A 26,997-nucleotide genomic window follows, 5' to 3' on the forward strand; every position below is an offset into this window, starting at 1 on the left:
GTCGGCCCCCCGGTTCAGCGCTTGATGGCGCGGTAGCCGATGTCGTGGCGGTAGTGCATGCCGTCGAACTGGATCCCGTGCGCGCCCTGGTAGGCGCGCTGCTGCGCGGTGCGCACCGAATCGCCGAGCGCGGTGACGCACAGCACGCGGCCGCCGCTGGTCAGCACCTCGCCGGTCGGGCCGGTGGTGGTGCCGGCGTGGAAGACCATGCAGTCTTCCGTTTCGGCCGGCAGGCCGCGGATCGTGTCGCCCTTGCGCGGCGACTGCGGATAACCGGCCGCAGCCAGCACCACGCCGAGCGCGACCCGGCGGTCCCAGTCGAGCTGCACCTGGTCGAGCGTGCCGCTGGTGGCGTGCATGAACACGTCGACCAGGTCGCTCTTCAGTCGCATCAGGATCGGCTGGGTTTCCGGATCGCCGAGCCGGGTGTTGAACTCCAGCGTCTTGGCGTGGCCGCGGGCATCGATCATCAGGCCGGCGTACAGGAAGCCGGTGAACGGGATGCCGTCACGCGCCATGCCGTCGACGGTGGGCTGGATGATCTCGTGCATCACCCTCGCGTGCACGTTGGGCGTCACCACCGGGGCGGGCGAGTACGCGCCCATGCCGCCGGTGTTGGGGCCGGTGTCGCCGTCGCCGACGCGCTTGTGGTCCTGGCTGGTGGCCAGCGGCAGGATGTTGCGGCCGTCGACCATGACGATGAAGCTCGCTTCCTCGCCGTCGAGGAACTCCTCGATCACCACCCGCGCGCCGCCGGCGTTGTGCGTCACGCCCAGGCTGTTGTCGAGCAGCATCCAGTCGACCGCCTGGTGCGCCTCTTCGAGCGTCGTCGCCACGACCACGCCCTTGCCCGCGGCCAGGCCGTCGGCCTTGACCACGATCGGCGCGCCGAGGCGGTCGACATAGGCGTGCGCGGCGGCGACATCGCTGAAGGTCTCGTAGGCCGCGGTCGGGATGCCGTGGCGTCGCATGAAGTCCTTCGAGAAGGCCTTCGAGCTCTCGAGCTGCGCGGCCGCCTGCGTGGGGCCGAAGATGCGCAGGCCGCGGCGGCGGAACTCGTCGACCACACCCGCGGCCAGCGGGCCTTCGGGGCCGACCACGGTCAGGCCGATCTTCTCGCTTTGTGCGAAGTCGGCCAGCTCGCTCACGCCGGTCAGCGGCATGTTGACGATCTGGCCGTGGCGCGCCGTGCCGCCGTTGCCGGGCGCCACGAACACCTTCTGCACCTTGGGCGACTGCGCCAGTTTCCAGGCGATGGCGTGCTCACGCCCACCGCTCCCGATCACCATGACTTTCATGTTGCGACGACTCTCTGTTTCAGCTTTGGGCAATGTCCGGCGAGGCGGGCGAACGCGCGCTCACGATTCGATCAGGGCGTTGTGATAGACCGCCTGGACGTCGTCCAGGTCCTCGATCACGTCGAGCAGCTTCTGCATGCGCTGGGCATCGTCGCCGCTGAGCTCGATGGTGTTCTCGGCGCGCATCGTCACGTCGGCGATCTCGGCCTTCAGGCCGGCGGCCTCGAGGGCCTCCTTCACGGCCTCGAAATCGGTCGGGCCGGTCAGCACCTCGATCGAGCCGTCGTCGCCGGTGATCACGTCCTCGGCGCCGGCTTCGAGGGCGACGTCCATCAGCTTGTCCTCCGACGTGCCGGGCGCGAACACCAGCTGGCCGCAGTGCTTGAACTGGAACGCCACCGAGCCTTCGGTGCCCAGGTTGCCGCCGTACTTGCTGAAGGCATGCCGCACCTCGGCGACGGTGCGCACGCGGTTGTCGGTCATGGTGTCGATGATGACCGCCGCGCCGCCGATGCCGTAGCCCTCGTAGCGGATTTCCTCGTAGTTGGCCCCTTCGAGGTTGCCCGAGGCCTTGTCGACGTTGTACTTGATGCGGTCGGCCGGCATGTTGGCCGCCTTGGCCTTGTCGATGGCCAGGCGCAGGCGCGGGTTCATCGAGGTGTCGGCGCCGCCCTGGCGCGCGGCCACCGTGATTTCACGAATGATGCGGGTCCAGATCTTGCCGCGCTTCTCGTCCTGGCGGCCTTTGCGATGCTGGATGTTTGCCCACTTGGAATGTCCGGCCATCAATGCTCCTGGGTGACTCTGCGGATGCCGCTGCGCAGGTCGCTGCCGTGTCGCAGCGATGCATGCGGGTGGGGCGGCGCCACGCCACGCAGCGGCAATGGTTTCTTCGATAGACTGCCATTCTACTTTTGGGCCGTCGTGCGCCCAGAGCCGCCGCGTCCCGCAACGCCCGCCTACCGTCCACACACCGCCCCGGAGTCTTCGATGGCCGAACCCATCCTGCTTGCCCAACACGGCGAGATCGAATGCCACATGCTGCCGGCGCTGGCCAACCGTCACGGCCTGATCACCGGCGCCACCGGCACCGGCAAGACCATCACGCTGCAGAAGCTGGCCGAGAGCTTCTCGCTGATCGGCGTGCCGGTCTTCATGGCCGACGTCAAGGGCGACCTGACCGGCATCACGCAGACCGGCAGCGCCAACGCCAGGCTGGCCAAGGTGCTGGCCGAACGCGGCTTGCCCGAGCCGGCCTGGGGCGCCTGCCCGGCCACGCTGTGGGACGTCTTCGGCGAGCAGGGCCACCCGGTGCGCGCCACCGTGTCCGACATGGGCCCGCTGCTGCTGGCGCGCATGCTCAACCTCAACGAGACGCAGCAGGGCGTGCTGTCGATGGCGTTTCGCATCGCCGACGACAACGGCCTGCTGCTGCTCGACCTGAAGGATCTGCGCGCCATGCTGCAGTACCTGGGCGAGAACGCCAGCGAGTTCACGACCGAATACGGCAACATCAGCGCCGCCTCGGTGGGCGCGATCCAGCGCGGCCTGCTGCAGATCGAGGAGCAAGGCGGCGACAGGTTCTTCGGCGAGCCGATGCTCGCGATCGACGACTTCATGCAGACCGTCGACGGCCGCGGTGTCATCAACATCCTGGCCGCTGACAAGCTGATGAACGCGCCGCGGCTCTACGCCACCTTCCTGCTGTGGATGCTGTCGGAGCTGTTCGAACTGCTGCCCGAGGTCGGCGACCTCGAGAAGCCCAAGCTCGCGTTCTTCTTCGACGAGGCGCACCTGCTGTTCAAGGACGCGCCGGCCGCGCTGGTCGAGCGCATCGAGCTGGTGGTGCGGCTGGTGCGCTCCAAGGGCGTGGGCGTCTATTTCGTGACGCAGAACCCGCTCGACATCCCCGACAGCGTGCTCGGCCAGCTCGGCAACCGCATCCAGCACGCGCTGCGCGCCTTCACGCCGCGTGACCAGAAGGCGGTCAAGGCGGCGGCCGAGACCATGCGCGCCAACCCCGGGCTCGACGTCGCCAGCGCGATCACCGAGCTGGCGGTCGGCGAGGCGCTGGTCAGCCTGCTCGACGAGAAGGGCCGCCCGGGCGTGACCCAGCGCGTCTTCGTGCTGCCGCCGGGCAGCCAGATCGGCCCGATCGATGCCGAGCAGCGCAAGCGCCTGCTCGCCGAATCGCTGGTCGCGGGGGTCTACGAAAAGACCATCGACCGCGAATCGGCGCATGAAAAGCTCAAGGGCCGCGCCGCGCAATCCGTCGAAGCGGGCGAACACAAGCGTGACGGTGGCGGCCTGGCCGGCCGAGGCGCCGGTGCGGGCGAGGCCGCCCCCGGTGCCGCCGACGAGAGCGGCGGCGGCATGGCGGGCGCGCTGATGAGCGGCCTGGGCGGCTTGCTGTTCGGCTCGACCGGGCCGCGCGGCGGCCGCCATGACGGCCTGGCGCAGACCATGGCCAAGTCGGCGGTGCGCTCGGTCGGCTCGGCGGTCGGCCGCGAGATCATCCGCGGCGTGCTGGGCTCGCTGCTGGGCGGCGGCTCGTCACGGCGTCGCTGAGGGGCGGCGCGATGATCTGGGTGGTCCGTCTGATCATGCTCGGCGTCGGCCTGACGCTGCTGGTGCTGCTGGCGGCTCAGCTGGGGCTGTTCCAGGGCCAGGCGCCGGGCGACCTGGGCGTGCGTGACGGCCGGCTGAAGCCCCCGTCGCGCACCCCCAACAGCGTCAGCAGCCAGGCCGATCTCTACCCCGAGCATCCGCAGCTCGCCTACGCCCGCATCGAGCCGCTGCCGATGCCGGGCGATGCGCGCCAGACGATGGCGCGCCTGCAGGGCGTGGTCGGCGCGATGCGCGGCGCGCGCATCGTCGAGCAGAAGGACGACTACCTCTACGCCCGCTTCACCACGCCGCTGATGCGTTATGTCGACGATGTCGAGTTCTGGCTCGACCCGGTCGCGCAGGTGGTGCAGGTGCGCTCGGCCTCGCGCCTGGGCCACGGCGACCTGGGGCTCAACCGCAAGCGCGTCGAGCAGATCCGGGCGGCACTCGCCAGCCCTTGAACGGCTGCGCGCCAAGGGCGAAAGCGGGTAAACCCGCCCGATAGAATCCGCCGCCAAGGCGCTACAGCAGCCGGCCCCGCCGCCTGGCGCCACCCCATCCACAGCCTGCACGGGTTCCCATGAGCGACCACAAATCCAATACGCACGCGGCCGCAGGCGGCGCGCCCGCCCTCAAGCCGAGCAACTTCCTGCGCTCGATCATCGAGCGCGACCTCGAGGCCGGCACCTACGCCGGCCGCCGTTTTGCCGGCACGCCCGGTGACGCGGCCCATCACGCCGCCGGCGAGCCCGACCCGGCGCGCATCCGCACCCGTTTCCCGCCCGAGCCCAACGGCTACCTGCACATCGGCCACGCCAAGAGCATCTGCCTGAACTTCGGCCTGGCGCGCGATTTCGGTGGCGTCTGCCACATGCGCTTCGACGACACCAACCCCGAGAAGGAAGAGCAGGAATACGTCGACAGCATCCTCGACGCCGTGCGCTGGCTCGGCTTCGGCTGGGAGACGCTCGACCCGGCGCAGCCCGGTGCCACGCGCAGCCACCTGTTCTACGCCAGCAACTACTTCGACTTCATGTACCGCGCCGCCGAGCACCTGATCGGCGCCGGCCTGGCCTACGTCGACGAGCAGACGCCCGAGCAGATGCGCGCCAACCGCGGCGACTTCAACACGCCCGGCACCGACAGCCCGTTCCGCAGCCGCACGGTGGCCGAGAACCTGGCGCGGTTCCACCAGATGCGTGCCGGCGAGCTGCCCGACGGCGCGGCGGTGCTGCGCGCCAGGATCGACATGGCGTCGCCCAACATCAACCTGCGCGACCCGGCGCTCTACCGCATCAAGCGCGCCACCCACCACGCCACCGGCGACACCTGGTGCATCTACCCGATGTACACCTTCGCGCACCCGATCGAGGACGCGCTGGAGCAGATCACCCACAGCATCTGCACGCTCGAGTTCGAGGACCAGCGGCCCTTCTACGACTGGCTGCTCGAGCGCCTGACCGAGCCGCACACACGCGCCGACGGCAGCGTGGCCGCCGGCCTGCTGGCCAAGCCGCTGCCCAGGCAGTACGAGTTCGCGCGGCTCAACATCACCTACATCATCACCAGCAAGCGCAAGCTCAAGCAGCTGGTCGACGAGAACCATGTCAGCGGCTGGGACGACCCGCGCATGCCCACCATCGTCGGCCTGCGCCGGCGCGGCTACACGCCCGAGAGCCTGCAACTGCTGGCCGAGCGTACCGGCGCCAGCAAGGCCAACAGCTGGATCGACTACAGCTGGCTCGACATCGCGCTGCGCGACGACCTGGAAGGCAAGGCGCGGCGCGCGATGGCGGTGATCGACCCGATCCCGCTCAAGCTCAGCAACTGGGCCGAGGTGTTCGGCAGCGACGCGCACACCGAGCCCTGCCACGCCCCGGCGCATCCGCAGCGGCCCGAGCTCGGCCAGCGCGATTTCAGCCTCGGCCGCGAGGTCTGGGTCGAGCGTGACGACTTCGCCGAGCAGCCGCCGAAGGGCTTCTTCCGGCTGTTCCCGGGCAACAAGGTGCGCCTCAAGTACGGCTACGTGATCGAGTGCACCGGCTGCGAGAAGGATGCCGACGGCCGCGTCACCGCGGTGCTGGCGCGTGTCGTGCCCGACACCAAGAGCGGCACGCCCGGTGCCGACGCGGTCAAGGTCAAGGGCGTGATCACCTGGGTCGGCGTGCACGACGGCGTGGCCGCCGAGCTGCGCCTGTACGACCGCCTGTTCACCGAAGCGCAGCCCGATGCCGGCGGCAAGGATTTCCTGCAGGCGCTGAACCCGGCGAGCAAGACGATCGTGTCGGGCTTCGTGGAGCCGTCACTGGCCGCCATCGGTGCCGACGAGCGGGTGCAGTTCGAGCGCCACGGCTACTTCGTCACCGACCGCCTCGATCACGGCGCCGGCAAGCCGGTGTTCAACCGGATCACCGGGCTGAAGGACGGCTGGGCCAAGTGATGTCGCCGGCACCGGCCCGCGTCAAAGCACGAAGATGCTCACCGGATCGCTCCAGCGCCCGCCGCCTTTGCCGTTGACACCGCGCACGCGCACCCACGTGTCCTGCTTGACGGGCAGATCGGTGATCGTGATGCCCGTGCTGCCGATGGCCGTCAGTGCGTGTTTCCAGTTGGCGTCCAGCATCGGGTCGCCCTGGGTGACTTGCATCTCGTAGCTGCCGGCTCCGTCCAGGCGCCGCATGCGCACGTCGACGCTGCCGCTGATCTGGCCGTGCAGCAGCTTCAAGCCGTCCGGCGCCGGCAGCTGATCGGTGCCGGGCCGGCTGTTCTCGCGGCGCAGGTCGAATCGGGTCGTGGCCAGCGCCTGCGCATCGGCGCGATCGGCAAATTCGAGGTACTGCGCCAGCTTCCTGAGCATCTCGGTCAGCACCTCGCGCGCCACCTTGCGCTGGCCGATCTTGGCGGTGTCGCGCGTGCCGCAGGCTTGAACGGCATCGCGGTAGGTTTCCAGGGCGGCGGTCAACGTCGCCGTGCTCGGCGCCGGCGCCGGCCACGGCTCGGGAAAATGCGGATTGGCGATCATCGCCCGGATGATGACGTCGGCCTTGGCCTGGAATCCAGCTTCGTTGAGCTGGTCGAACTGCACTATCAGCCTCGTTTGCATGAAAACTCCCATGGGGGTGGTTGGAGATTTCATTGTTCGTGCTGACACCCCCCAGGCCGTCTCCCTCCAAAGGGGGTATCGGCGTGAGGAAATCACACCGGCGGAAGTGGTTTTGGGGGATACGGGCGCTGCCGTACGCTGCGCAGCCGGTTGCGTAGCCAGCGCGTGGTTCCTTCGGCCTCTACTTCTGAAACTGGATCGGCGCGCCGTTGACTGCCCAGGCGACGCCGAATCGGTCGGTCAGCATGCCGAAGACCTCGGCCCAGAACGACGGCGCAAGGGGCATCGTGACCTGGCCACCCTGCGAAAGCGCGTCGAACGCGCTGCGCGCCTGATCGACCGTGTCGTACTGCAGCGCAAGCATCACGCCCTTGATGCCGTCGAAGGGCATGCCGGGCGGGACGTCGCCCGCGAAAATCATGGCGCCCCCGGGCAGCGCCAGGCAGGCGTGCATGATGCCGTCGCCCGTGGGCGGCGCGCCGCCGTCGGCGCAGCCCGTGTCGGCGTTGGCGGGCGACGCTGGCATGTCGGCGTACGACATCATCGTTTCGATGGTCGCGCCAAGGGTCTTGGCGTAGAACGCATACGCCTCTCGCGTCGTCCCGGGAAAACTCAGGTAAGGGGTAACGGTCGTGGTCATCGCATCTCCTTCGAGCGAGTCATGGAGGTCATCAAGTCCGACGATATGGCCGGTACTCCCACGACGAACGACCGGCAGCGGTTTCGACAACGTCCCATCGGCGGCTCGCGATGGCGTTGCGCTTACGCGTCAGGACTTGAGCTGAAGGACAGCTGCCGGCCGGGATCGTGGCGTTGGCACGGTCGACCGGCAGTTTCCGTTGACTGCGACCCGCGGGAGTCGATCCGTTGCTGCCGGTCTGCTCAGGGTCACCAACGGCAGCAACGCAGCGGTTGCGGTGAGTGGCGGCCGGCGGGCGGACTCACGCTGACCGCCATCAAGCCGACCTCCAACCTATCGGTCGGCGCTGCCATAAATGTCAGCGAAGGGAGGGACAGCTGCCGCCCGAGTTGCCACCTTGACGTCTCGAACCGTGAACGACCGGTCCGTGCCAGCGCGGCGGACTCGACTCGACCCTTAGACGTCGTAGCCAACGCGACCCCCAGATCCGGAGTGCAGGGGAAGCGGTCATTCAACTTGACGGCTCGAAGGGCGACTCCCGGCACGTAGCCGGCGGCAGCGGCCTCAGGAGCGCCTGCAGGCCTTCAGCAGTGACTCGGGGACGAAGGTGAGCTTGCCCCTCGCCCGGGAACAGGCAACGTACAGCTTGTTGCGTGTCTCCGGGTTGATTGTGCGGAAGCTGCTGGCTTGCCACGCCTTCACGTTCCCTGGATTCAGGGCTACACACACATCTCCGTAGCTGTCCATGCCCTTCGAAGCGCCCCAGTTCTGCGAGAAGCAGCCGTACTTGTAGTGCTCCTTGTAGAACAGCTTGACTGTCGCCGGATCTTCGAAGAGAGCGGCCACTGCGGTTGGATCGTCTTCGAATCGCACCACGCTGGCCCGCTCGTCATGCGACTCGATCTCGATGCCGATCATCTGCGTGATGAAGTCACAGACGCTCTTGCTGCACCGGCGGCTCCGCTTGAGGCTGTCGGTGTCGACGTTCAGCCGAGCCCGCTCGAACTTCTTCTTGTAGGCGCCGTAGTCGGCGTGAAGGCTTGCGTTGACGTTGCCGTCACGACTCGTGTCGAACGTGTGCTGGTGGAAGTCGCCGACAAAGGTCATGTCCAAGCGAGCCTCGCTGATGGCCATCAGGAAGTTGAAGTCGTGCCCTCCGAAGTCCTGGACCTCGTCCACGAGGAACACATCGAAGTACTTCTCCATCCGCGCCACCACGGCGCCGTGCAGGCCGCATTGCTCGATGAACTTGGCGAGCCGGTTGGCATACAGCCAGCGGCCAGCCGTCATGTAGCGCCGGTCATTGGTCAGGGGGTAGTTCGGAAACCGCTCTGGCGTGCTGAAGGTGATGCCCCGCGTGCCCTTCTTGGATCGCAGGAACGGCCGGTAGCAAAAGCTATGCAGGAAGCTGAAGTAAGTGTAGATCGCGATGTTGGGCGGCACGTAGCCGAAGCGCTCGATGACCTTGGCCCGCAGGTTGTCGTGATTGGCGTCGGTGTAGGTGACCAGCAGGAAGCGCCGCACCTCGTCCAGCGCGGCAATCAGGCTGGTGGTCTTGCCCGAGCCGGCAACCGCGAAAACTACGCGCTTATCCATGCCACCGCCTGCTGGATGTAGCCCGGAACGACCAGCAGAGCTCCCTTCTTCTCCAGCAGCTGGAATGCAGCTTCGGTTTTGTTTTTCAGCATGTAGTCCTCGACGCTCAACTTCTTGCGCCCCGGTGCGAACAACTCGTCGCACACCGCCTGGTTGTCACGGTACATGCAGACCTCGAAGGTGTGCCGCGCGCTGTCCACGTCGGCGAAGACCTGGATGGAGGCCGAGACATGGTCGGCGTAGTTCGCCACGCAGTTGGCGGCGTAGTCGCCGTCGTTGTCACGGATGGCCGCCACCTTGATGCCCAGCAGCTTCGCCAGCTCCAGGTAGCGCTTGAAGCTGGTGCCGTCGACCGAGATTACATGGACGCCATCGGCGTCTTGGCTGTGCCCAGGCGCACTGAGCTTGTAGAGCGCTTCCATCAAGATGAACTCGGCATCGCCCTCCACCAGGATCGCCTTCTTGCACAGCGCCAGTTCCAGCACGTTGTTGTCCGGCGCCTTCATGAAGAACTCGGCCGTGCCTTGGCTTAGATTCTTGAGGCTCGCCGGCCGCGACGGGTTCTCCTCGCTCAGAATCAGCACCTTCTTCAGGTTCAGGCGCGTGGCGATGAAGCTGCTGTGGGTAGCGACGAAGAGCTGCTTTTTCACCGAGGCCCGGATGCGCTCGATAAGCTTGCGCATGTGGACGTGGCTGAGGTGGTTCTCTGGTTCCTCCAGCAGCAGAACGTCCAGTGCATGCTCCTGATTGCGCAGCGCGAACTCGGTCTTGATGAAGCACTGGCGGCCCTTGCCTTTGCTGTCGACCGGGATGTCGTCCTCGGTGAGGATGATGTCGGTCTCGACACTGGCCTTGGGGCTCGTACGGACATCAAACTTGTAGTCCTTCAGCGCTTCGTTCATCGCCTTGAAGGCTTTATCCCTAAAGTTTGCCTTGGCCTTGCGGTACTCGAAGCCGTGCTGGTTGCGCTGCGCGACGGTCGCATGCGCGGCGTACATGGCGCGCGTGTATTCGCGCGTGGCGTACTCATTGTTGATCTGCGAGCTGTCGATCAGCAGGTGCCGCAGCGGCTTCTTGTGAGGAAAGACCGCCTCGTCGGAAAACGTCTGGAAGTGAATGCCGTAGTACTCGAACGGGAAGTTGTCGTGCTTCTCGGCCAGGATCGCCTGGACCTCCCGCGTGTACTCGTCGGCCGGCCGGCACACCATCTTGATGCCTAGGTGGTCGACGCCTTTGCTATTGTTACGGCCATCTAGGTCATGGCGCCCCGGCAGGTCATCGAAATAGACTTCAATCAATAGCTCGGGCAGGTCTGCGACCTTGCGGCCACCGGCCAAGAACTCCGCAATGCAGTCGGCGTTGAACAGGGCTTCGATTCCGATGCTCTCGACCTTGCTGCGGCTGGCGCTGAGCACGATTTCCATCGCCTGCAGCACCGAACTTTTGCCAGCCTCGTTGCCGCCCACCAGGATGTTCAGCTCACCGTCGAATTCCAGCTCCAGCGTCCTGAAGCGCTTGAAATTCTTAAGCACCAATCGTCTTATTGTTACCACTTCTTATTGCTCCAATTCCGAATTCGGATCTGCAATCCCAGCACTACTGCCAAGGATGGGGCGCACAATCAGATGAATGCAGAGTCACACAGCCGGGATGGTAGCTGCGCAACGACCGCCGCTCAGTCCTGGCGTTTGCAGCGCTTCTACAATGGCTGCGCTCTAACCTAGTGGGGCCTGCCGTGTAGACCACCTGGAACCCTGTGGGTCGCACTCTGCCAGCCCTTCATTCCGTTCGTCCTTCACCCATGATTGCGGAACCCCTTCTGAAGCTGTCTTGGACCAGAGTGAGGATGTGGCATGGCACTGGACTTGTTCGCTGAGACGGGGAAGTGTGCTGGTCAAGTTTTTTCGGACACCGCGATAGGTTGTTTGATTGCCGATTGCTGCTCGAAGGCATTGGGTGGCAGGTTGCCCAGTTTGGAGTGCAGCCGCACGCTGTTGTAGAAGCCCACGATGTAGTCGGCGATGTCGGTCATGGCCTCGGCATGGTTGGCGTAGTCGCGCTGCCAGACCCGCTCGGTCTTGAGGCTCAGGAAGAAGCGTTCCATCACCGCGTTGTCCCAGCAGTTGCCCTTGCGGCTCATGCTGCCGACCAGGCCGTGGCGCGCCAGCAGCGCCTGATGCAACGCGCTGGCGTACTGGCTGCCTCGGTCGGAATGAACAATCAGCCCTGGCGCGGGTTGGCGCTGCGCAATGGCCAGTTGCAGCGCTGCGCACACCAACTCGGCATGCATCGTCGGCGCCATCGCCCAGCCCACGACCTTGCGGGCGTACAGGTCCAGCACCACGGCCAGGTACAGCCAGCCGCTGCGCGTGCGGATGTAGGTGATGTCGCTCACCCAGGCCTGGTTGGGGCGGCTCGGATTGAAGCGCCGTGCCAGCAGGTTGTCAGAGACGGGCAGCGCATGACCGCTGTCGGTGGTGTGCATGAACTTGCGTCGCCACAGGGCCCGCAACCTGTTCTCGCGCATCAAACGTCGCACCCGGTGGCGCCCGATGCCCAGCCCCCGAGCGCGCAGCACTGCGCACAGGCGACGGCTGCCATAGACGCGGCCGCTGGCGGCGAACTCGGCCTTCAATTGCGTGCTGACCAAGCAGGCCTTAGGCGCGAGCTTGGCGCGCTGACGGGCACCGTAGTAGCCCGAACGGCTGACGCCCAGCACGCGGCATAGACGCTCGATGGTGACGGCCTTCTTGTGCAGTTGCTCGACGAACTGGTAGCTCATCGAAGCTCGCGGGCAAAGAAGGCCGATGCTTTTTTTAAGATGTCGACGTCGCCGCGCAGTTGCTTGTTCTCGGCCTCAAGCTGGCGGATGCGTTGCTGCTCGGCGGTGAGCGGTTTGCCAATGCCGGGGCGGCCTGCAGCCTCTTCATCGGCTTGCGCCAGCCATCGCCGCACGGCCGTCTCGCCGAGCTTCATGTCGCGGCAGACGTCGCCCACGCTCAAGCCCTGCTCGCGAATCATCTGCACCACTTGCAGCTTGAATTCCGCGTTGAATGTCCTTCGTTCTCTCTTGCTCATGTTCCTCGTCCAGGTGGATTCCACCTATCGAGGTGTCCGGGAAAATTAGACCATGACACTTAGACAGCCAAGTCGAACCGGATTTGGCGGCGCACACGCAGCAGACCTGCTCTAAACGCCTCACTCCCACTGCCGATGATCGACTTCAAGCCCGCGACTTTCGAACTCCAATATCGTGCCCTACTATCCGAGGCCAATCCAGAGATTGATTTCGTGTTGGATGACATTGATGACGCATTGCAGGATGCGACCCCGAATTCCTTCGATGCACGGGCTTGTGCGTACCTCGCTGCAGATATCCTTTCAGCTTCAGACCATCATTTCTCTTTGGCCTACGCACTGAACACTGCCATCGGCGCCAGTTGCATGTCCGGCGAGACGGAACGCGCAAGGCGATATCTGGCACAGCTGGTCGATCTGACGATTGAGAAGGGCACCGAACTCGCAGCCCTATCAGCGGCTGAAAACGTCCGCCGACTATTGCCTGGAAATGCAAAGGCAGATCACGCGCCGAACATCCTCTATGAGGTTATTCGGCTGTATATACATCTCGAAAAAAATGACGATGCCATCCGTACACTGATCACCGCCGCATACCTCTTCGCAGACTTTGGTGCATTTCAACCCGCTTACGGGGCGCTGATGCAGGCAGAAGACATTGCAAGGGACAACCGCCTCCTTCAGGAGTACACGGATGTGGTCTCTACGATGTACTCGATTTGCCTGCTTGAAGAGGACCACACCTACGCCGAAAATATGTGGCCGACGCTAAAGCAGAAGTACGTCGAGCTTGGAAAGCCCGTCCCAACGCATCTCGCAGTCAATCGCGCAACATTGTTGTTTCGGACCAAGCAATACCAAGCTGCCCGAGAAGCCTACGAAGAAGCACTTGAAGGACTCGAGGCTGGTAACGAGCGCGACGAGGGGCGTGCGAGCATTTTGATCAACCTGTCGGCATGCCTCCGCGAACTCGGAGAGCGCGAGCTCTCCGATGCCAAATTGGCTGAGGCTCGAATGCTGGTGCGCACCTTCGAAGAGGTCGACCCGGAGTTGCCTCTGGAAATGGAATTGATCGCCTCAAAGAGTGCCGTTGCCAAGGGCGATTTCTTTGAAGCGGGCGCGTGCCTAGTTCGCGCGGCCAAGCAGCTGGATGCTGGCGTCGCTTTGGTTGAGAAGCTTCACTACCGTCGGGGCTTTCGTGAACGCTATGTCCCTCGGATGGAGCGACTGCTTGCTAGTCTTCCCACAACCGGAAGCGCTGCCCACGTCCTGCCTGTCATTTCTGCAACGCGAGCGAATCGGGTGTCCGACTGGCTTCACTTTTTGGATTGGGTCGAGGTACTCGCCACCAAGATGCCCCCCGATGAGCAGCAAGCGCTCGATGAACTTGTCGAGGATCTCGCGCATTTCGGATCACCGCATCTCCTCGGCCACCGGGAGAAGTACGACGATCCATTGGCCGCAATGGGAATGCGCGATCCGTGGCGCAACATTGCAGAGTACGCCGACAAGGTCACTGCGAGCTACGGCGTCGGCCGCCCCTTCGACGGCGCAACAGCTGAAGGCATCTCAGAGACCATCTCCAAGCGGCTTGAGGAGGGGTACGCAGTACTCGTGAATATGGTGGTCTCCGGACACAAGATGCTGCTCCTCGTGGGCAATCGCTACGTCCAGTGTGACCTGCCCCAGAGCGAGACCAGGGAGTTCTTCGAGGCACTCCTTAAGCATCGTTCCGAGCCCAATCAAGCCAAGACCCTTGGTCAAGCCGTGATCGCTTATCAGGCGGCTCTGCTGAGCTCGATGACGCCTGTGCTGAGCGAACTTGAGGCGGACAGCTGCAAGGGCGTCATCTTCATTCCGGACGGCTCGAATCTGACGCCGATCAATCTGGTCATGGTTGGAGCTCCGAAGATCCGTGCGCGCATGGCGGCTGGCGCTTTCGAAGTTCGTACGTGCATCGCGCCCTATCCCGCGAAACTGCCTCATGGCGCTCCGACGTCATGCCTTGGTGTCATCGAAAGCGATTCAGGCTTGAAGTACGACCGGGCCGATGTTGAGGGATTCTTCAAAGGTGTGGAGTCTGAAGGAAGGTTGCTTGTAGACCCGTCCTGGGAATCGTTCGCTGAAGCTATGGAATCAGCGGACGCACTGGTTCTATCGCACCACGGCTCTTCTGTTGGCCTCTTTACAGACCCGTTCGTCGCAGACATGGCAGGCCCCCATCGGCGCAGCGCCATGAGCTTGAGCCAACTCCAGGGCACGGCATATCGATGGCCCCATCGGCTGGCAGTTCTGGGCACATGCCACAGTGGGGGGCTCGTCAATCGAAACCACCAAGGCCCATTCCGCTCGCACGACCTTATGGGATTCCCGACGGTATTCCTGCTTAACGGTCGAGCTGAAGTCATCGCGGCATCTTGGGCGATCTTTGATCGATTCAACCTACTGTTTACTAACCTGTTGGCGCCCGCATTGAGGACAGCTCATCCTTCGCTGGCTGCCAGTACGGCATTGGCCCTGCTGTTCGACTTGCCTTGCGATGAGTTCGCCGATCTATTGAGGCGCGCATTCTCAGCCGATGTTCAGCGCACCTCCGTACTACATGCACAAATGGATAATTTGCGTCGGCAGCCATTCTGTTACGGCGCATACCAGACATATACCTTGCTGTAACTGCTCCGGCAATGCCTTCTCAGAATTCGTAGGCCAAAGTGCTTATCCGTCAATGACGATGTCGGCGAAGGGCGAGCCCTGGACGCGTGCGTGGTTGGCGAGCCGACTTCGCGCGGCTCACCGTCGCGAGGTCGGGCGTCCGGTTGAAGGCAGTCAGCGTGAGTTCAGCGATTGACGGCGGCAGACCGCACCCGCTGCGCTGCTGCCACTGGCGGCGCGGAGCTGGACGGCAGCAACGGGTCGAAAGTCCCAGTTCGCAGCGAGCGGTAGCAGTCGTTGGCAGGGCATCGTCGCCAGGCCGCTGACTCACCCGAACGCCCAGGCGGCATGGAATGGCGCGATGCAAGGTACACCGGTCATTCGCGCATACGGAACACACGGGTGACCGGTTCCTGCGACCGTCGACATTCATTCCCTGACGCTCACTGGCTGCACCCAGTCTAGTACCGTCGTCCGTCTTGCCACCGTGAACGACAGAAGGTGGCCGCGAGCGTGAAGCCATGCAGGGTCCCGAGAGCCGACATACGGCGACTGCCCCGGGTAGGTGCGAGGCGGTTGCTGGTCCCCGGATCGGGCGCTCTGCGCGACGTCTCCGGGACCACCTGCCTGCGAGCCGGCAGTTTTCGCCAGAGGCCCGCCGTGACGCGTGGCACGTCAAGGGGCGGCGTCGCCCCGCCCGCTCAAGCCGTCACTTCGACCACCGGTTCGAAGCCGCCGAAGATCATGCGTTTGCCGTCGAAGGGCATCGGCGGGTTGCCGGGTGTGGACGGGTCCATGCGCGGGTCTTCCATCATCTTCTTCATGCCGGCGTGGCGCGTGGCCTTGTCCGGCCATTCGACCCACGAAAAGGCCACCGTCTCCTCGGCCGTGGCCTGGACGGCGCGGCTGAAATCGGTGACTTTGCCGTCGGGGACGTCGTCGCCCCAAGCCTCGATGACACGAGTGGCGCCCAGTTCGATGAACAGCGAGTCGAAATGGCGCGCGTGCTCGATGAACTTCTGCTTGTTGGCGGTGGGGACCGCGATCACGAAACCATCGATGTATGACATGTCTTCACTCCTTGGGGGTCGACCGGTCGGCGCGCCCACCTGAGGGCGCCTCGTATCCCATCGACGAATGACAGTACGCCGGATCGACATGGCCCTCAGACGCCGGATGGCATCGCGCAGGCGATGCTTGAGCAGCGCCTCGCGGTAGCTGTCGCGCTCGGTGCCGGGTGTCTTGGCAACGGGCGGCGAAACATCCGGCCCCGTGACCGACTTCCCAGCCCAGCGTCGACAGCCATTCGAGCGTGGCTTGTTCGACGTGGTCTTCGGTGAGGCCTGTCACACCAACGCCTCCGCCAAGGCCGCATGAAACGCCAGGAAGCTCGGTGACCGGCTTCGGCTGGGCTCGATATGCCGACCGATGGCTCGCGCCGCCTCGATCTTGGCCAGCCCGGCCTTGGCGTAGCCGTGGCGCTGCAGCACACGCTCGAAGGCCTCCCAGGTGCCGCCCGTGATGGCATCCGGGTCACGCAAGCCACGGCTCTTGGGCACCCCGTCGGGCAGCTTCGGGTACACGGCCTGCACGGCGGGCCAGTCGCCGAAGTACCAGGCCTCCAACTCCTCGACGGCGATGCGGTTGGCCAGTTGCCAGTCGCCGTGGCCGGCCGCCGCGACGGCCCGTGTGCGCGTCAGCAGGCCGGCGCGGGTGCCGATGGCTTCCATCCGCGACTTGAGGGCCTTGCAGTCCTCGTCGTCCCTGTCCACGATCACCAGCACACGCCAGTCATCGGGCAGCCATTGCGCATAGGCGCGCAGGCGAGCCTCCAGCTTGGCCATCAGGTCGTCCTTGCCCTGGAACGGGTGGATCTCGAACGTGCGTCGTGCCGGCATCAGGCGCGGCAACAACGCGTGCAGGAAGGCCTCCATCGAAGGCTCCTCCACCAGCAGGACCAGGTGGTTTGCTGCCGGCATGCTCAACCCTTCTTCCGGCTGACCGTGGCAGCTGGGCGCCTCAGGGGGCGCGTCGGTGCGCCCTGATTGACGAGGGGGTCGCCAACGCCCAACTGACCTTCCATCCACAGATGGCCGAGCAGGGCCCCCTGCTCGATGAATGCCGTGATGCCGGGCAGATCGGACGCCCGCATCACCTGGGTGTAGCCGGCCTCGTCCCGCCACAGAACGCGCACCTCATCCGGCCGCAAGGCGTTCACGAAGAAAGGCGAATGTGTCGTCACCATCAGCTGGGTCTGCTCGGTGGCCTTGCGGCATTCCTCGGCCAGATCCAGCAACATCCGTGGGTGCAGGAAGTTCTCCGGCTCCTCGATGCCGATGAACGGCGGTGGTGCCGGATCGTGCAGCAGCACCAGGTACTGCAACATCTTCAGCGTGCCGTCGGACGCAAAGCGGGCCAGCACCGGGTGGCTGAAGGGGGTGTCCTTGATCTGCAGCAGCAGGCGGCCATCGGGCATCGGGTCCGCCAGCACGCGCTCGATGCGCGGCACCCGTTGCCGCAGCACGTCGACGATGTGCTCCAGCCGCTCGGCATGGCGCTCGCCCAGGTACTGGATGACGTTGGGCAGATTGTCTCCGGTCTTGGTCAGGTGCTCTTCCGGTCCGGCCTCGGGTTGCCCGCGGGCACTGTCTGCCGCCAGGTAGGACACATGCCAGCCGGTGATGAACTCGCGCAGCGCCGCCACACGCGGATGCTCGGCAAACTGGCCCAGCGCGTTCACGGCCAGCAGGTCGGGCGACTTCAGCGGGATGTCCACCCGCCGGTCTTGTTCATCGGGCAACTCGCCGCTGACGGCCTGGCCCACGCCCTGCCGGTAGTCCAGAAAGCGGAACGGTTTGCCGCCCTTGCCACGTGTCCAGCGCAGCCACTCCTCAACCACGACCGGCACCCCGTTGCGTTCGTCGACTGCGAGGTGGTAGGTGATGAGGGGAAAGCCCGGTTCGCGGTACTTGATCTCCACCGACACCGGGCCCTCTGCGCCGCGGGTCTTCAACTCCTTGGCCCGGCCACGTTTGTCCCAAGCCTTGCGCAGCCCCAACTCGAAACACTCGGCCAGGAAGGCAAAGACGTCGAATACCGTGGACTTGCCGCTGCCATTGGGCCCGAGCAGCACCGTCAGCGGCGTCAGGTCCTTGAACTCGACATCGTGCAGAGCGCGGAAGTTCTGCACCTTGAGGTATTCGATGCGGGCCATGCCGCCGGGCTTCTTCGCGGGGAGACGGGGGGACGGACTCATGAGGTGGCTTTCAAGGCTGCCTGCGCTTCGGGCAGGCGCAGTTTGCCGGAGATGAGGCGGGGGTCTGCGGTAGCCCAGAGGATCTTGTTGAGGTCTTGTTGCATGGAATGCCTGATGAATCAGCGGCCAGCGCCGACTGGATGTCGAGCGATCCTGAGCATCAGGACGGCAATCGTGCTGGCACCGATCACAAAGGCGTGGGCATGCCCCGGGCAACATGCCGGCATGCAGCGGATGTCATGCCTGCATGAGGTCGGGTGATGCCGGCATCGGGTCGACATCACCTGGGCACAGGGTCGACCTGGTGCCGGCCTGCCGAAGGCCTTGCCGGCGCAGCACATGCGCCTCGTGCTGGCAGGGCATGCTCATCGCGGCAGCACCGTGCGCGCCATGCCGGGGCACGGCCGGTCTTCAATGCGCCGCAGCCGGCGCCTCCTCGTTCGCCGGCGTGGTGATCTCGCCGGGCACCTGCTTGCGCGCCATCAGCGTGTAGATCGTCGGCACGACGAAGATCGTCAGCAGCGTGCCCAGGCTCATGCCGCCGACGATCACCCAGCCGATCTGCTGGCGGCTCTCGGCGCCGGCGCCTTCGGCCAGGGCCAGCGGCAAGGCGCCGAGCACCATCGCGCCGGTGGTCATCAGGATCGGCCGCAGTCGCAGGCTGGCGGCTTCGAGCGTGGCGTCCATCACCGACTTGCCCTGCTGGCGCAGCTGGTTGCTGAACTCGACGATCAGGATGCCGTGCTTGGTGATCAGCCCGACCAGCGTGATCAGGCCGATCTGCGAGTAGACGTTGAGCGTGCCGCCGCTCCACTGCAGCGCGGCGAGCGCGCCCACCATCGACAGCGGCACCGCCAGCATGATGATGAAGGGGTCGACGAAGCTCTCGAACTGCGCCGCCAGCACCAGGAAGATGAACAGCAGCGCCAGCACGAACACCAGCCCCAGCGCGCCGCTCGACGAGCGGAACTCGCGGCTGATGCCGTTGAGCTCGGTGGCGTAGCCGACCGGCAGCACCTTGGCGGCCGTGGCATCCATGAACTGCAGCGCCTCGCCGAGCGAATAACCCGGCGCCAGATTGGCCGTGATGGCCAGCGAGCGGCGTTGGTTGAAGTGGTTGAGCTCGCGCGGGCTGACCGACTCGCGTACCTTCACGATCGACGACAGCGGCACCATCGTGTCGTTGCGCCCGCGCACGAACAGGCGGTCGATGTCGTCGGGTGTGGTGCGGCCGCTGGCCTGCGTCTGCACCAGCACGTCGTACTGGTCGGCGTCGCGCTTGTAGCGTGTCACGGCGCGGCCGCCGAGCATGGTCTCGACCGTGCGCGCCACCTGGTCGATGGCCACGCCGGCGTCGGCCGCGCGGTCGCGGTCGACCTCGAGCAGGATCTCCGGCTTGTTGAGCCGCAGGTCGCTGTCGGGCTGCACGATGCCGGGGTTCTTGGCGATCTCGGCCAGCATCTGCTGGTTGATGCGCGCCAGGTTGGCGTAGCTGTCGTTGGTCAGGATCACGAAGTTGATCGCCCGCTCGCGAAAGCCCTGCCCCAGGCTCGGCGGCGTGACCGGGAACGCCGACACGCCCGGCAGGCTGGCGAACTGCGGCTGCATCGCGCGTGCGATCTCGGCGGTGGTGCGGCTGCGTTCGGTCCAGTCGACCGCCCGCAGGATGGCCGTGGCCTGCGCCACCGTCGGGTTGCCGGTGATGACGAACTTGCGATCCAGCTCGGGGAAGTCGGCAGCGATGCCCTCGATCGCACGCGCGTAGCGGGCGGTGTAGTCGAGCGTGGCGCCGTCGGGCGAGTTGATGGTGGTGATGATGACGCCGCGGTCCTCGAGCGGCGCAAGTTCGCTCTTGGCGTGGCTGAACAGCCACCAGCTGCCCGCCCCCGACGCCGCCATCACCACCAGCACGATCCAGCGCTGGCCGAGCAGGCCGCGCAACACCCAGGTGTAGCCGGCGGTCAGGCGGTCGAGCCCGGCCTCCATGACGCGGTCGAAGCGGTTCGGCTTGGCGTTGTGGCGCAGCAGCAGGCTGCACATCATCGGCGTGAGCGTCAGCGCGACAAAACCCGACACCACCACCGCACCGGCCAGCGTCAAGGCGAATTCGGCAAACAGCCGCCCGGTGCGCCCCGGCGTGAAGGCCAGCGGCGCGTAGACCGCCGCCAGCGTCAGCGTCATCGCGACCACCGCGAAGCCGATTTCCTTCGCGCCCTTGAGCGCGGCCTGGAACGGTTCGAGGCCCTCCTCGATGTGGCGGAAGATGTTTTCCAGCACGACGATGGCGTCGTCGACCACCAGGCCGATCGCCAGCACCAGCGCCAGCAGCGTGAGGGTGTTGACGGTGAATCCGGCCACCGACATCAGCGTGAAGGCGCCGATCAGGCTGACGGGGATCGTCACCAGCGGGATCACCGCCGCGCGCAGGTGGCGCAGGAACACGAACACCACCAGCGCCACCAGCACCACCGCCTCGGTGATGGTGGTGTAGACCGACTTGACGGAGCGGTCGATGAAGATCGAGTTGTCGTTGGCCACCGTCACCTGCAGGCCCGGCGGCAGGTCGTCCTGGATCTTGGGCAGCACGGCGCGCACGGCGGCCGAGACTTCCAGCGGGTTGGCCGTGGCCTGGCGGATCACGCCGGTCGAGATCGCCGGCGTGCCGTTCAGTCGCACGATCGAGCGCTCGCTGGCCGGCGCCTGTTCGATGCGCGCCACGTCGCGCAGCCGCACCGAGTAGCCGCTGACCACCTTGAGCGCGACATCGCCGAACTGCGCCTCGGTGTTGAGGTCGGTGCGCGAGGTGACGTTGAACTCGCGCTGCCGGCTCTCGATGCGCCCGGCCGGCACCTCGAGGTTCTGGCGCCGCAGTGCGTCCTCGACGTCCTGCACCGTCAGGCGGTAGGAGGCGAGCTTGTCGGCGTCGAGCCAGATCCGCATCGCGTAGGTGCGGTCGCCGTTGATCTGCACGTCGGCCACACCGGGCACGGTCTGCAGGCGCGGCTTGACGACGCGGTTGATGATGTCGGTGATGGCCAGCGGCGTGATCGTCTCGCTGCTGAAGGCCAGCCAGATGGTGGGCGTGGCGTCGGCCTCGACCTTGGCGATCACCGGCTCGTCGATCGCATCGGGCAGCCGGCCGCGCACCCGCGAGACGCGGTCGCGCACGTCGGCGGCGGCGTTGTCGGGGTCTTTCTCGAGCTTGAAGCGCACCGTGATCTGGCTCTGCTCGGAGCGCGAGATCGAGGTGATGATGTCGACGCCGTCGATGCCGGCGATCGAGTCCTCGAGCGGCTTGCTGACCTGCGACTCGATCACCTCGGCCGAGGCGCCGATCAGCTTGGTGCGCACCGTCACCACCGGCTCGTCGATGCGCGGGTACTCGCGCACCTGCAGCCGGGTGTAGGACACCAGCCCGACCAGCACCAGCAGCAGCGACATCACGGTGGCGAACACCGGGCGGCGGATCGAAACTTCGGACAGTCGCATCGTGTCTCTCCCGCGTTCAGGGCGACGAGGCGGCGTCACCCATCGTCAGCCCGCTGGCCGCGCGGCCCGGCGCCGACGCGGCGACCGCGCCTGCAGCCGCACCGGAACCGCTCGACGCCGTGCGGGCCAGATCGATCACCCGCACCGGCACCGGCGTCGCGTCGCGCCCCAGCCGGGCCTGGCCGGCCGTGACGACCACATCGCCGGCCTTGACCGCGCCGGTGACTTCGGCCAGCCCGGGTAGGCGCAGGCCCACCGTCACTTCCTCGCGCTGCGCCACCTGGCCCTTCTCACCTGCCACCACCTTGAAGACATATTGCTTGTTGCCCAGCGGCACCAGGGCCTCCTCGGGCACCAGCAAGGCGTTTTCGCGCACGCCCATCACCGTGCGCACCCGCGCGAACATGCCCGACTTGAGCCGGTCGCCCGGGTTGTTGACCCGCGCGCGCACCAGCAGGGCCCGGCCGTTGGCATCGACCTGGGCATCGATGGCTTCGACCTGGCCCTTGAACTGCTGACCCGGAAAGGCGTCCATCTCGGCCTCGATGACCGCGCCGCGCCGCAGCCGGCCCAGCACCCGCTCGGGCAGGCGGTAATCGAGCCACATGCTGCTGGTGTCTTCGAGGTTGATGAGGTCGGCGCCATCCTTGACGAAATCGCCGACGTTGATCAGCCGGATGCCGGCCATCGCGTCGAACGGTGCAAGCACGCGCATGCGCGCCAGCTGCGCCTCGACCAGCCGGACTTGCGCATCGGCCACGGCGACGTTGGCGGCCGCCTGATCGACGGCACTCTGGCTCACGAACTTTTCAGCTGCCAGCTCCTGGCTGCGCTGCAGATTGGTGTTGGCGATGCCGGCCTGGGCCCGCGCCTGCTGCAACTGGGCCTGCTGCAGGGTGTCGTCGAGCTGGATCAGCAGTTGGCCGCGGCGCACCCGCTGGCCGTCCTGGAAGCCGATCTTCATGATCCGGCCGGCCACCTCGGGCCGCATCATCACGCCCTGGTTGGAGCGCAGGCTGCCGACCGCGTGCACATCGTCGTCGAGCCGGCGCAACACCACCTGGCCGACCTCGACCGGTGCCGGCCCGCCCGCGTTGCCGGATCGGCCCTGAGCCCCCTTGGCCGCGCCAGAACCCGCGCCGGCCACCGGCCCACCCGCCGCTGCCTCGCCGGCGACGGGACTCGTGCCGGCGGGTCGGTTCTGCACCCAATAGGCCGCACCGGCGAGGGCCACCAGGCCCACGAGGGCCACCAGTTTTTGTGTGATCTTCACAGGGCGCCAGGCCCGTGGAGGGGCCGTTGAAGAGGTTGACGCTGAAATGTAAGCGCAGCCACCGGCGGTCGGGCAGTGCGAAACCGAATGGCCCGTCGCGGGCAGGGATCAGCGCGCGCGCGCGACTTCGACGCCGCGGTTGGCGAGCGCATCGGCGCGTTCGTTGCCCGGGTCGCCGGCATGGCCCTTGACCCAGCGCCACTCGATCTGGTGCAAGGTGGACAAGGCATCCAGGCGCTGCCAGAGGTCGACGTTCTTGACCGGCTTGTTGTCGGCGGTTTTCCAGCCGCGCCGCTTCCAGCCGTGAATCCAGCTGCTGATGCCGTTCTGGACGTAGGCGCTGTCGGTGTAGACCGTGATGCGGCAGCTGCGCTTGAGGCTGGCCAGCGCCTCGATCACCGCCATCATCTCCATGCGGTTGTTGGTGGTGTTGGCCTCGCCGCCGCAGAGCTCCTTTTCATGCCCGCCGCTGACCAGCCAGGCACCCCAGCCGCCCGGGCCCGGGTTGCCCTTGCAGGCGCCGTCGGTGTAGATCACCACCTCGGGTTTGGCGATGACCGCTTGCGGGCCGGCTGTCGATTCGATGCTCATGGATGGGGCTAATTTTTCAAAGGCCGAAGTATCGGGCCAGCGCCAGCCTCGAGGCTCGAATCGCGTCAGGGCTCGTGGTGATGCCGGGCGACCGCCGCCGGAACGGTCGCGCCCTGGGTCTTCTTGCGCCAGGCCGGACCCATCAGGCGCATCGCGCGCACCCGCTTGACGGCCACCAGCACATAGGCCGAACCCAGCACCGGCCACCAGCGCGAGCCGGCATCGTCGAACCAGGCGCAGCGCTCGAGCCAGCGCTCGGTCGCGAACGGCGGGCGATAGCAGCCGAAGCGGCCGGACTCGAACTCGAGGCCCAGCAGCCGCAGCCAGTCGCGCAGGCGGCGCCAGCCGATCAGTTCGGTGCCGCTGCTGACCGGGCCCGAGCCCCAGCCCAGCCGGCCTGCGACGTCGGCGCTGGCCTGGTAGGCGCCCCACAGGCTGGCGGGGTTGAAACCGATCACCACCACCCGGCCCTCGGGCATCAGCACCCGCTCGACCTCGCGCAGGGTCTGGTGCGCATCACCGGCAAGTTCGAGCGTGTGGGGCAGGACCACGAGGTCCAGGCTGGCGGACGGAAACGGCAGCGTCTCGTAGTCGCTCATGACGCTCAGCGGCAGCGGGCCGGGTGGCCAGATCGCGGCGCCGTCGACCGGCGCGGGCGCGCTGGCGGCCAGTCCCGCGTTCAAGGGTCCGTCGTTGACCAGCCAGCGGTGGCGCATGCGGTTGCAGCGCAGTCCCTGCACCGCCGGCCAGCCCAGTTGCACCGCGTGGTAGCCGAAAATGTTGCTCACCAGGCGATCGAGCTGGGCCTGCTCCCACGCGACCAGATAGCGGCCCGGAGGGGTCGTCAGCCACTCGTCAATCCCTATAATTGCTGACTCTTTCGCCATGAATCTACTAGCGCTGCCCGCCTTCGACGACAACTACATCTGGATGCTCCATGACGGCCAGGCGGGCGTGGTGGTGGATCCGGGTGACGCTGCGCCGGTGATTGCGGCGCTCGAGCGCCTGTCGCTGCGTCTGGCGGGCATTCTAGTGACGCACCACCACGGCGATCACGTCGGTGGCCTGGCCGCCCTGCTGCAGCGATGGCCGGTGCCGGTGTGGGGCCCTGCGGGCGAGCCGATGCCGGTGCCCGTCACCGCGGTGCGCGATGGCGACACGGTGCGTGTGCTCGGCCTGGCCCTGCAGGTCATCGACGTGCCCGGCCACACCGCCGGCCATGTCGCCTACTTCATCGATGCGGCCGATCAGCCGTCGATCGGCGAGCCGGTGCTGTTCTGTGGCGACACGCTGTTCTCGGCCGGCTGCGGCCGGCTGTTCGAGGGCACGCCGGCGCAGATGCTGACGTCGTTGTCGCGCCTGGCCGCGCTGCCCGGCGACACCCGCGTCTGCTGCGCCCACGAGTACACGCTGTCGAACCTGCGCTTCGCGCGTGCGGTCGAGCCCGACAATGCCGCGATCGCCCGGCACGAGGCCCATTGCCTCGGCCTGCGCGCCACCCGGACCCCCACCTTGCCCAGCCGGATCGCGCTGGAGCGCCAGATCAACCCCTTTCTGCGCAGCCACGAGGCCGCCGTCATCGAGACGGCGCGCGAGCGTGGCGCCGATGCGCACGACCCGGTGGCGGTGTTTGCCGCCATCAGAGCCTGGAAGAACACCTACCGATGAAATCATCCGCACGCGCCGGTCTGGCACTCACCGCCGTCGCCTTGGCCAGCTGGCTGGCCGGTTGCGCGACCGCCCCGCAGGCCTCGCTGTCCAACACCAGCGAGATCCCGCCGCCGCCGCTGCTGACCACCGTCTCGACCCGCACCCAGCGCCCGCAAGAAGGCCCGCTCGCGCCGCTGCCGTCGCTGGACGGCCAGAACGCGCCGGTCGCCAGCGCCGCCGCACCCGGGGCCGGCGACGTCGCCACCAGCCCGCAACCGGCCGCGACCCGCACGCTCAACCCGACCGGCACGGCCCATGCCGACGACGGCGGCGCCACGGTCGACGTCCGGCCGCTGGCCCGCTCCGAGATCCTCAGCGCCGCCCTGCCCCCGGCCGAGCCCGAAAACGGCATCGATGCAGCCGGCCGACCGACCGACATCCTGCGTCCCGATCAGACGCCGATCGACGACTCGCAGGCCCGCCTCGACCTCTGGCAGCGCGTGCGCGACAGCTACCGCATGCCCGATCTCGACGGCGCGCTGGTCGAGCAGCACGAGCGCTGGTACGCCGCCCGCCCCGAATACGTGCAGCGCATGACCGAGCGCGGCGGCCGCTACCTGTTCCACATCCTCGACGAAGTCCAGCGTCGCGGCATGCCCGGCGAGCTGGCGCTGCTGCCGTTCATCGAAAGCGCCTTCAACCCGCAGGCGATGTCGGTCGCCAAGGCGTCGGGCATGTGGCAGTTCATCCCGTCGACCGGGCGCGATTTCGACCTCAAGCAGAACCATTTCCGCGACGACCGCCGCGACGTGCTGGCCTCGACCCGCGCCGCGCTCGACTACCTGGCGCGCCTGCATCGTCAGTTCGGCGACTGGCACCTCGCGCTGGCCGCCTACAACTGGGGTGAAGGCAACGTCAGCCGGGCCATCGCGCGCAACCAGCGCCTGGGCCTGGCCACCGGCTACGAGAGCCTGCGCATGCCGGCCGAGACGCGCAGCTACGTGCCCAAGCTGCAGGCGGTCAAGAACATCGTCGCCAACCCGCGCGCCTTCGGCCTGACGCTGCCGGCGCTCGAGAACCACCCGTATTTCATGAGCGTGGCGATCAAGCGCGACATCGACGTGGCGCTGGCCGCGCGGCTGGCCGGTCTCGGCGTCGACGAGTTCAAGGCGCTCAACCCGTCGATGAACAAGCCCGTCATCCTGGCCGCAGGCACGCCGCAGGTGCTGCTGCCCTACGACAACGCCGATGCGTTCGTGCGCCGCCTCGAGGCCCATCAAGGCCCGCTCGCCAGCTGGACCGCCTGGGTCGTGCCGCGCACCATGCGCCCGGCCGATGCGGCCAGGCAGGTCGGCGTGAGCGAGTCGGTGCTGCGCGAGGTCAACCACATCCCGCCGCGCATGCTGGTCAAGGCCAGTTCGACCCTGCTGGTGCCGCGCTCGCTGCGGCGCAGCGTCGACGTCTCCGAGCAGGTCGCCGACAACGCCTACATGAGCCTGGCGCCGGATCTGCCGCCGATGAAGAAGGTGGCGATCAAGGCGCGCAAGGGCGACACGGTGGCCAGCGTGGCCAAGCGCCATCGCATCAGCGCGGCGCAACTGGCGCAATGGAACAAGGTGTCGACCAGCGCGCGCTTTGCCGCCGGCCAGTCGCTGGTGATCTACAAGGCGAACAAGCCGGCCAAGGCCACCAAGGTGCGCCGTGCCCAGGCGCCGGCCAAGGCGGTCAGGGTGGCGAGCAGCCGTCCGTGAATCGACTGAAGCA

Annotated in this window: 20 protein-coding genes and 1 pseudogene; 6 read left to right on the plus strand and 15 right to left on the minus strand. The window is 66.6% G+C overall.

The annotated features are described in order from the left end of the window. Positions 1–14: 14 nt before the first annotated feature. Together purD and LCHO_RS09805 are read right to left on the minus strand one after the other, a co-directional pair. Complete coding sequence (gene purD, locus LCHO_RS09800) at positions 15–1,298, minus strand: phosphoribosylamine--glycine ligase (RefSeq protein WP_012346980.1); 1,284 nt, start codon at positions 1,296–1,298, stop codon at positions 15–17. Positions 1,299–1,358: 60 nt separating this feature from the next. Beyond that, positions 1,359–2,084 (minus strand): YebC/PmpR family DNA-binding transcriptional regulator, encoded by a 726-nt coding sequence (locus tag LCHO_RS09805; protein ID WP_012346981.1) that lies wholly within the window; start codon positions 2,082–2,084, stop codon positions 1,359–1,361. Positions 2,085–2,288: 204 nt separating this feature from the next. On the opposite strand from LCHO_RS09805, the gene LCHO_RS09810 reads away from it, so the two are divergent. The 3 genes from LCHO_RS09810 to LCHO_RS09820 all read left to right on the plus strand — a co-directional run bounded on the left by LCHO_RS09810 (position 2,289) and on the right by LCHO_RS09820 (position 6,345). Then, positions 2,289–3,866 carry a helicase HerA-like domain-containing protein gene (locus LCHO_RS09810; RefSeq protein WP_012346982.1) on the plus strand — a complete coding sequence of 526 codons (1,578 nt, stop codon included), beginning with the start codon at positions 2,289–2,291 and terminating at the stop codon, positions 3,864–3,866. 11 nt (positions 3,867–3,877) lie between these two features. Beyond that, positions 3,878–4,366, plus strand: coding sequence for a DUF1499 domain-containing protein (locus tag LCHO_RS09815; RefSeq protein ID WP_012346983.1), 489 nt, complete (start codon positions 3,878–3,880; stop codon positions 4,364–4,366). Between the two features lie 119 nt (positions 4,367–4,485). Continuing rightward, on the plus strand, positions 4,486–6,345 hold the full coding sequence (locus LCHO_RS09820) for a glutamine--tRNA ligase/YqeY domain fusion protein (RefSeq protein ID WP_012346984.1): 1,860 nt from the start codon (positions 4,486–4,488) through the stop codon (positions 6,343–6,345). A 21-nt stretch (positions 6,346–6,366) separates the two neighbouring features. Here LCHO_RS09820 and LCHO_RS09825 read toward each other — a convergent pair whose 3' ends face one another. The 5 genes from LCHO_RS09825 to LCHO_RS09845 all read right to left on the minus strand — a co-directional run bounded on the left by LCHO_RS09825 (position 6,367) and on the right by LCHO_RS09845 (position 12,322). Next, a complete protein-coding gene (locus tag LCHO_RS09825) occupies positions 6,367–7,008 on the minus strand; it encodes a hypothetical protein (RefSeq protein ID WP_012346985.1) in 642 nt (213 codons plus the stop codon). Between the two features lie 181 nt (positions 7,009–7,189). Further along, on the minus strand, positions 7,190–7,648 hold the full coding sequence (locus tag LCHO_RS09830) for a VOC family protein (protein ID WP_012346986.1): 459 nt from the start codon (positions 7,646–7,648) through the stop codon (positions 7,190–7,192). Positions 7,649–8,212: 564 nt separating this feature from the next. Continuing rightward, complete coding sequence (locus tag LCHO_RS09835) at positions 8,213–9,244, minus strand: DEAD/DEAH box helicase family protein (protein WP_012346987.1); 1,032 nt, start codon at positions 9,242–9,244, stop codon at positions 8,213–8,215. After that, complete coding sequence (locus tag LCHO_RS09840) at positions 9,229–10,776, minus strand: ATP-dependent nuclease (RefSeq protein ID WP_262925504.1); 1,548 nt, start codon at positions 10,774–10,776, stop codon at positions 9,229–9,231. The genes LCHO_RS09835 and LCHO_RS09840 overlap by 16 nt, the downstream gene beginning before the upstream one ends. Before the next feature lie 362 nt (positions 10,777–11,138). Beyond that, a protein-coding gene (locus LCHO_RS09845) for an IS3 family transposase (protein ID WP_223210528.1) occupies positions 11,139–12,322 on the minus strand; the annotation gives its coding sequence in 2 pieces (ribosomal slippage) (positions 11,139–12,052 and positions 12,052–12,322; 1,185 coding nt in all). A gap of 135 nt (positions 12,323–12,457) precedes the next feature. Between LCHO_RS09845 and LCHO_RS09855 the strand changes: the two genes are divergently transcribed. Further along, the gene (locus LCHO_RS09855) at positions 12,458–14,995 is read left to right on the plus strand and encodes a tetratricopeptide repeat protein (RefSeq protein WP_012346990.1); all 2,538 of its coding nucleotides are present in this window, start codon (positions 12,458–12,460) and stop codon (positions 14,993–14,995) included. 680 nt (positions 14,996–15,675) lie between these two features. On the opposite strand, the gene LCHO_RS09860 is transcribed toward LCHO_RS09855, so the two are convergent. The 8 genes and pseudogenes from LCHO_RS09860 to LCHO_RS09890 form a co-directional block, all read right to left on the minus strand. Next, entirely contained in the window at positions 15,676–16,044 is a 369-nt protein-coding gene (locus LCHO_RS09860) for a DUF1428 domain-containing protein (protein ID WP_012346991.1), read from the minus strand. A gap of 96 nt (positions 16,045–16,140) precedes the next feature. After that, positions 16,141–16,324 (minus strand): annotated as a pseudogene (locus tag LCHO_RS24300) (type I restriction endonuclease); the annotation flags it as partial. Continuing rightward, positions 16,321–16,953 (minus strand): DUF4276 family protein, encoded by a 633-nt coding sequence (locus LCHO_RS09865; RefSeq protein ID WP_012346992.1) that lies wholly within the window; start codon positions 16,951–16,953, stop codon positions 16,321–16,323. The pseudogene LCHO_RS24300 and the gene LCHO_RS09865, both read right to left, overlap by 4 nt. Before the next feature lie 2 nt (positions 16,954–16,955). Continuing rightward, positions 16,956–18,230 (minus strand): AAA family ATPase, encoded by a 1,275-nt coding sequence (locus LCHO_RS09870; protein ID WP_012346993.1) that lies wholly within the window; start codon positions 18,228–18,230, stop codon positions 16,956–16,958. 411 nt (positions 18,231–18,641) lie between these two features. Next, positions 18,642–21,719: an efflux RND transporter permease subunit gene (locus LCHO_RS09875; protein WP_012346995.1), complete on the minus strand. Its 3,078-nt coding sequence runs from the start codon at positions 21,717–21,719 to the stop codon at positions 18,642–18,644. A gap of 16 nt (positions 21,720–21,735) precedes the next feature. Beyond that, positions 21,736–22,971, minus strand: a complete 1,236-nt coding sequence (locus tag LCHO_RS09880; RefSeq protein ID WP_150105447.1) for an efflux RND transporter periplasmic adaptor subunit — start codon at positions 22,969–22,971, stop codon at positions 21,736–21,738. A 129-nt stretch (positions 22,972–23,100) separates the two neighbouring features. After that, on the minus strand, positions 23,101–23,583 hold the full coding sequence (gene rnhA, locus LCHO_RS09885) for a ribonuclease HI (RefSeq protein WP_012346997.1): 483 nt from the start codon (positions 23,581–23,583) through the stop codon (positions 23,101–23,103). A 65-nt stretch (positions 23,584–23,648) separates the two neighbouring features. Then, entirely contained in the window at positions 23,649–24,470 is an 822-nt protein-coding gene (locus LCHO_RS09890) for a class I SAM-dependent methyltransferase (RefSeq protein ID WP_012346998.1), read from the minus strand. Between LCHO_RS09890 and gloB the strand changes: the two genes are divergently transcribed. Then, on the plus strand, positions 24,469–25,251 hold the full coding sequence (gene gloB, locus LCHO_RS09895; RefSeq protein ID WP_043704111.1) for a hydroxyacylglutathione hydrolase: 783 nt from the start codon (positions 24,469–24,471) through the stop codon (positions 25,249–25,251). The two genes, LCHO_RS09890 and gloB, sit on opposite strands and share 2 nt — an antisense overlap. Further along, complete coding sequence (locus LCHO_RS09900; RefSeq protein WP_012347000.1) at positions 25,248–26,984, plus strand: transglycosylase SLT domain-containing protein; 1,737 nt, start codon at positions 25,248–25,250, stop codon at positions 26,982–26,984. The genes gloB and LCHO_RS09900 overlap by 4 nt, the downstream gene beginning before the upstream one ends. Positions 26,985–26,997: the final 13 nt, after the last annotated feature.

Source organism: Leptothrix cholodnii SP-6 (assembly GCF_000019785.1).
GTDB lineage: Bacteria > Pseudomonadota > Gammaproteobacteria > Burkholderiales > Burkholderiaceae_C > Sphaerotilus > Sphaerotilus cholodnii.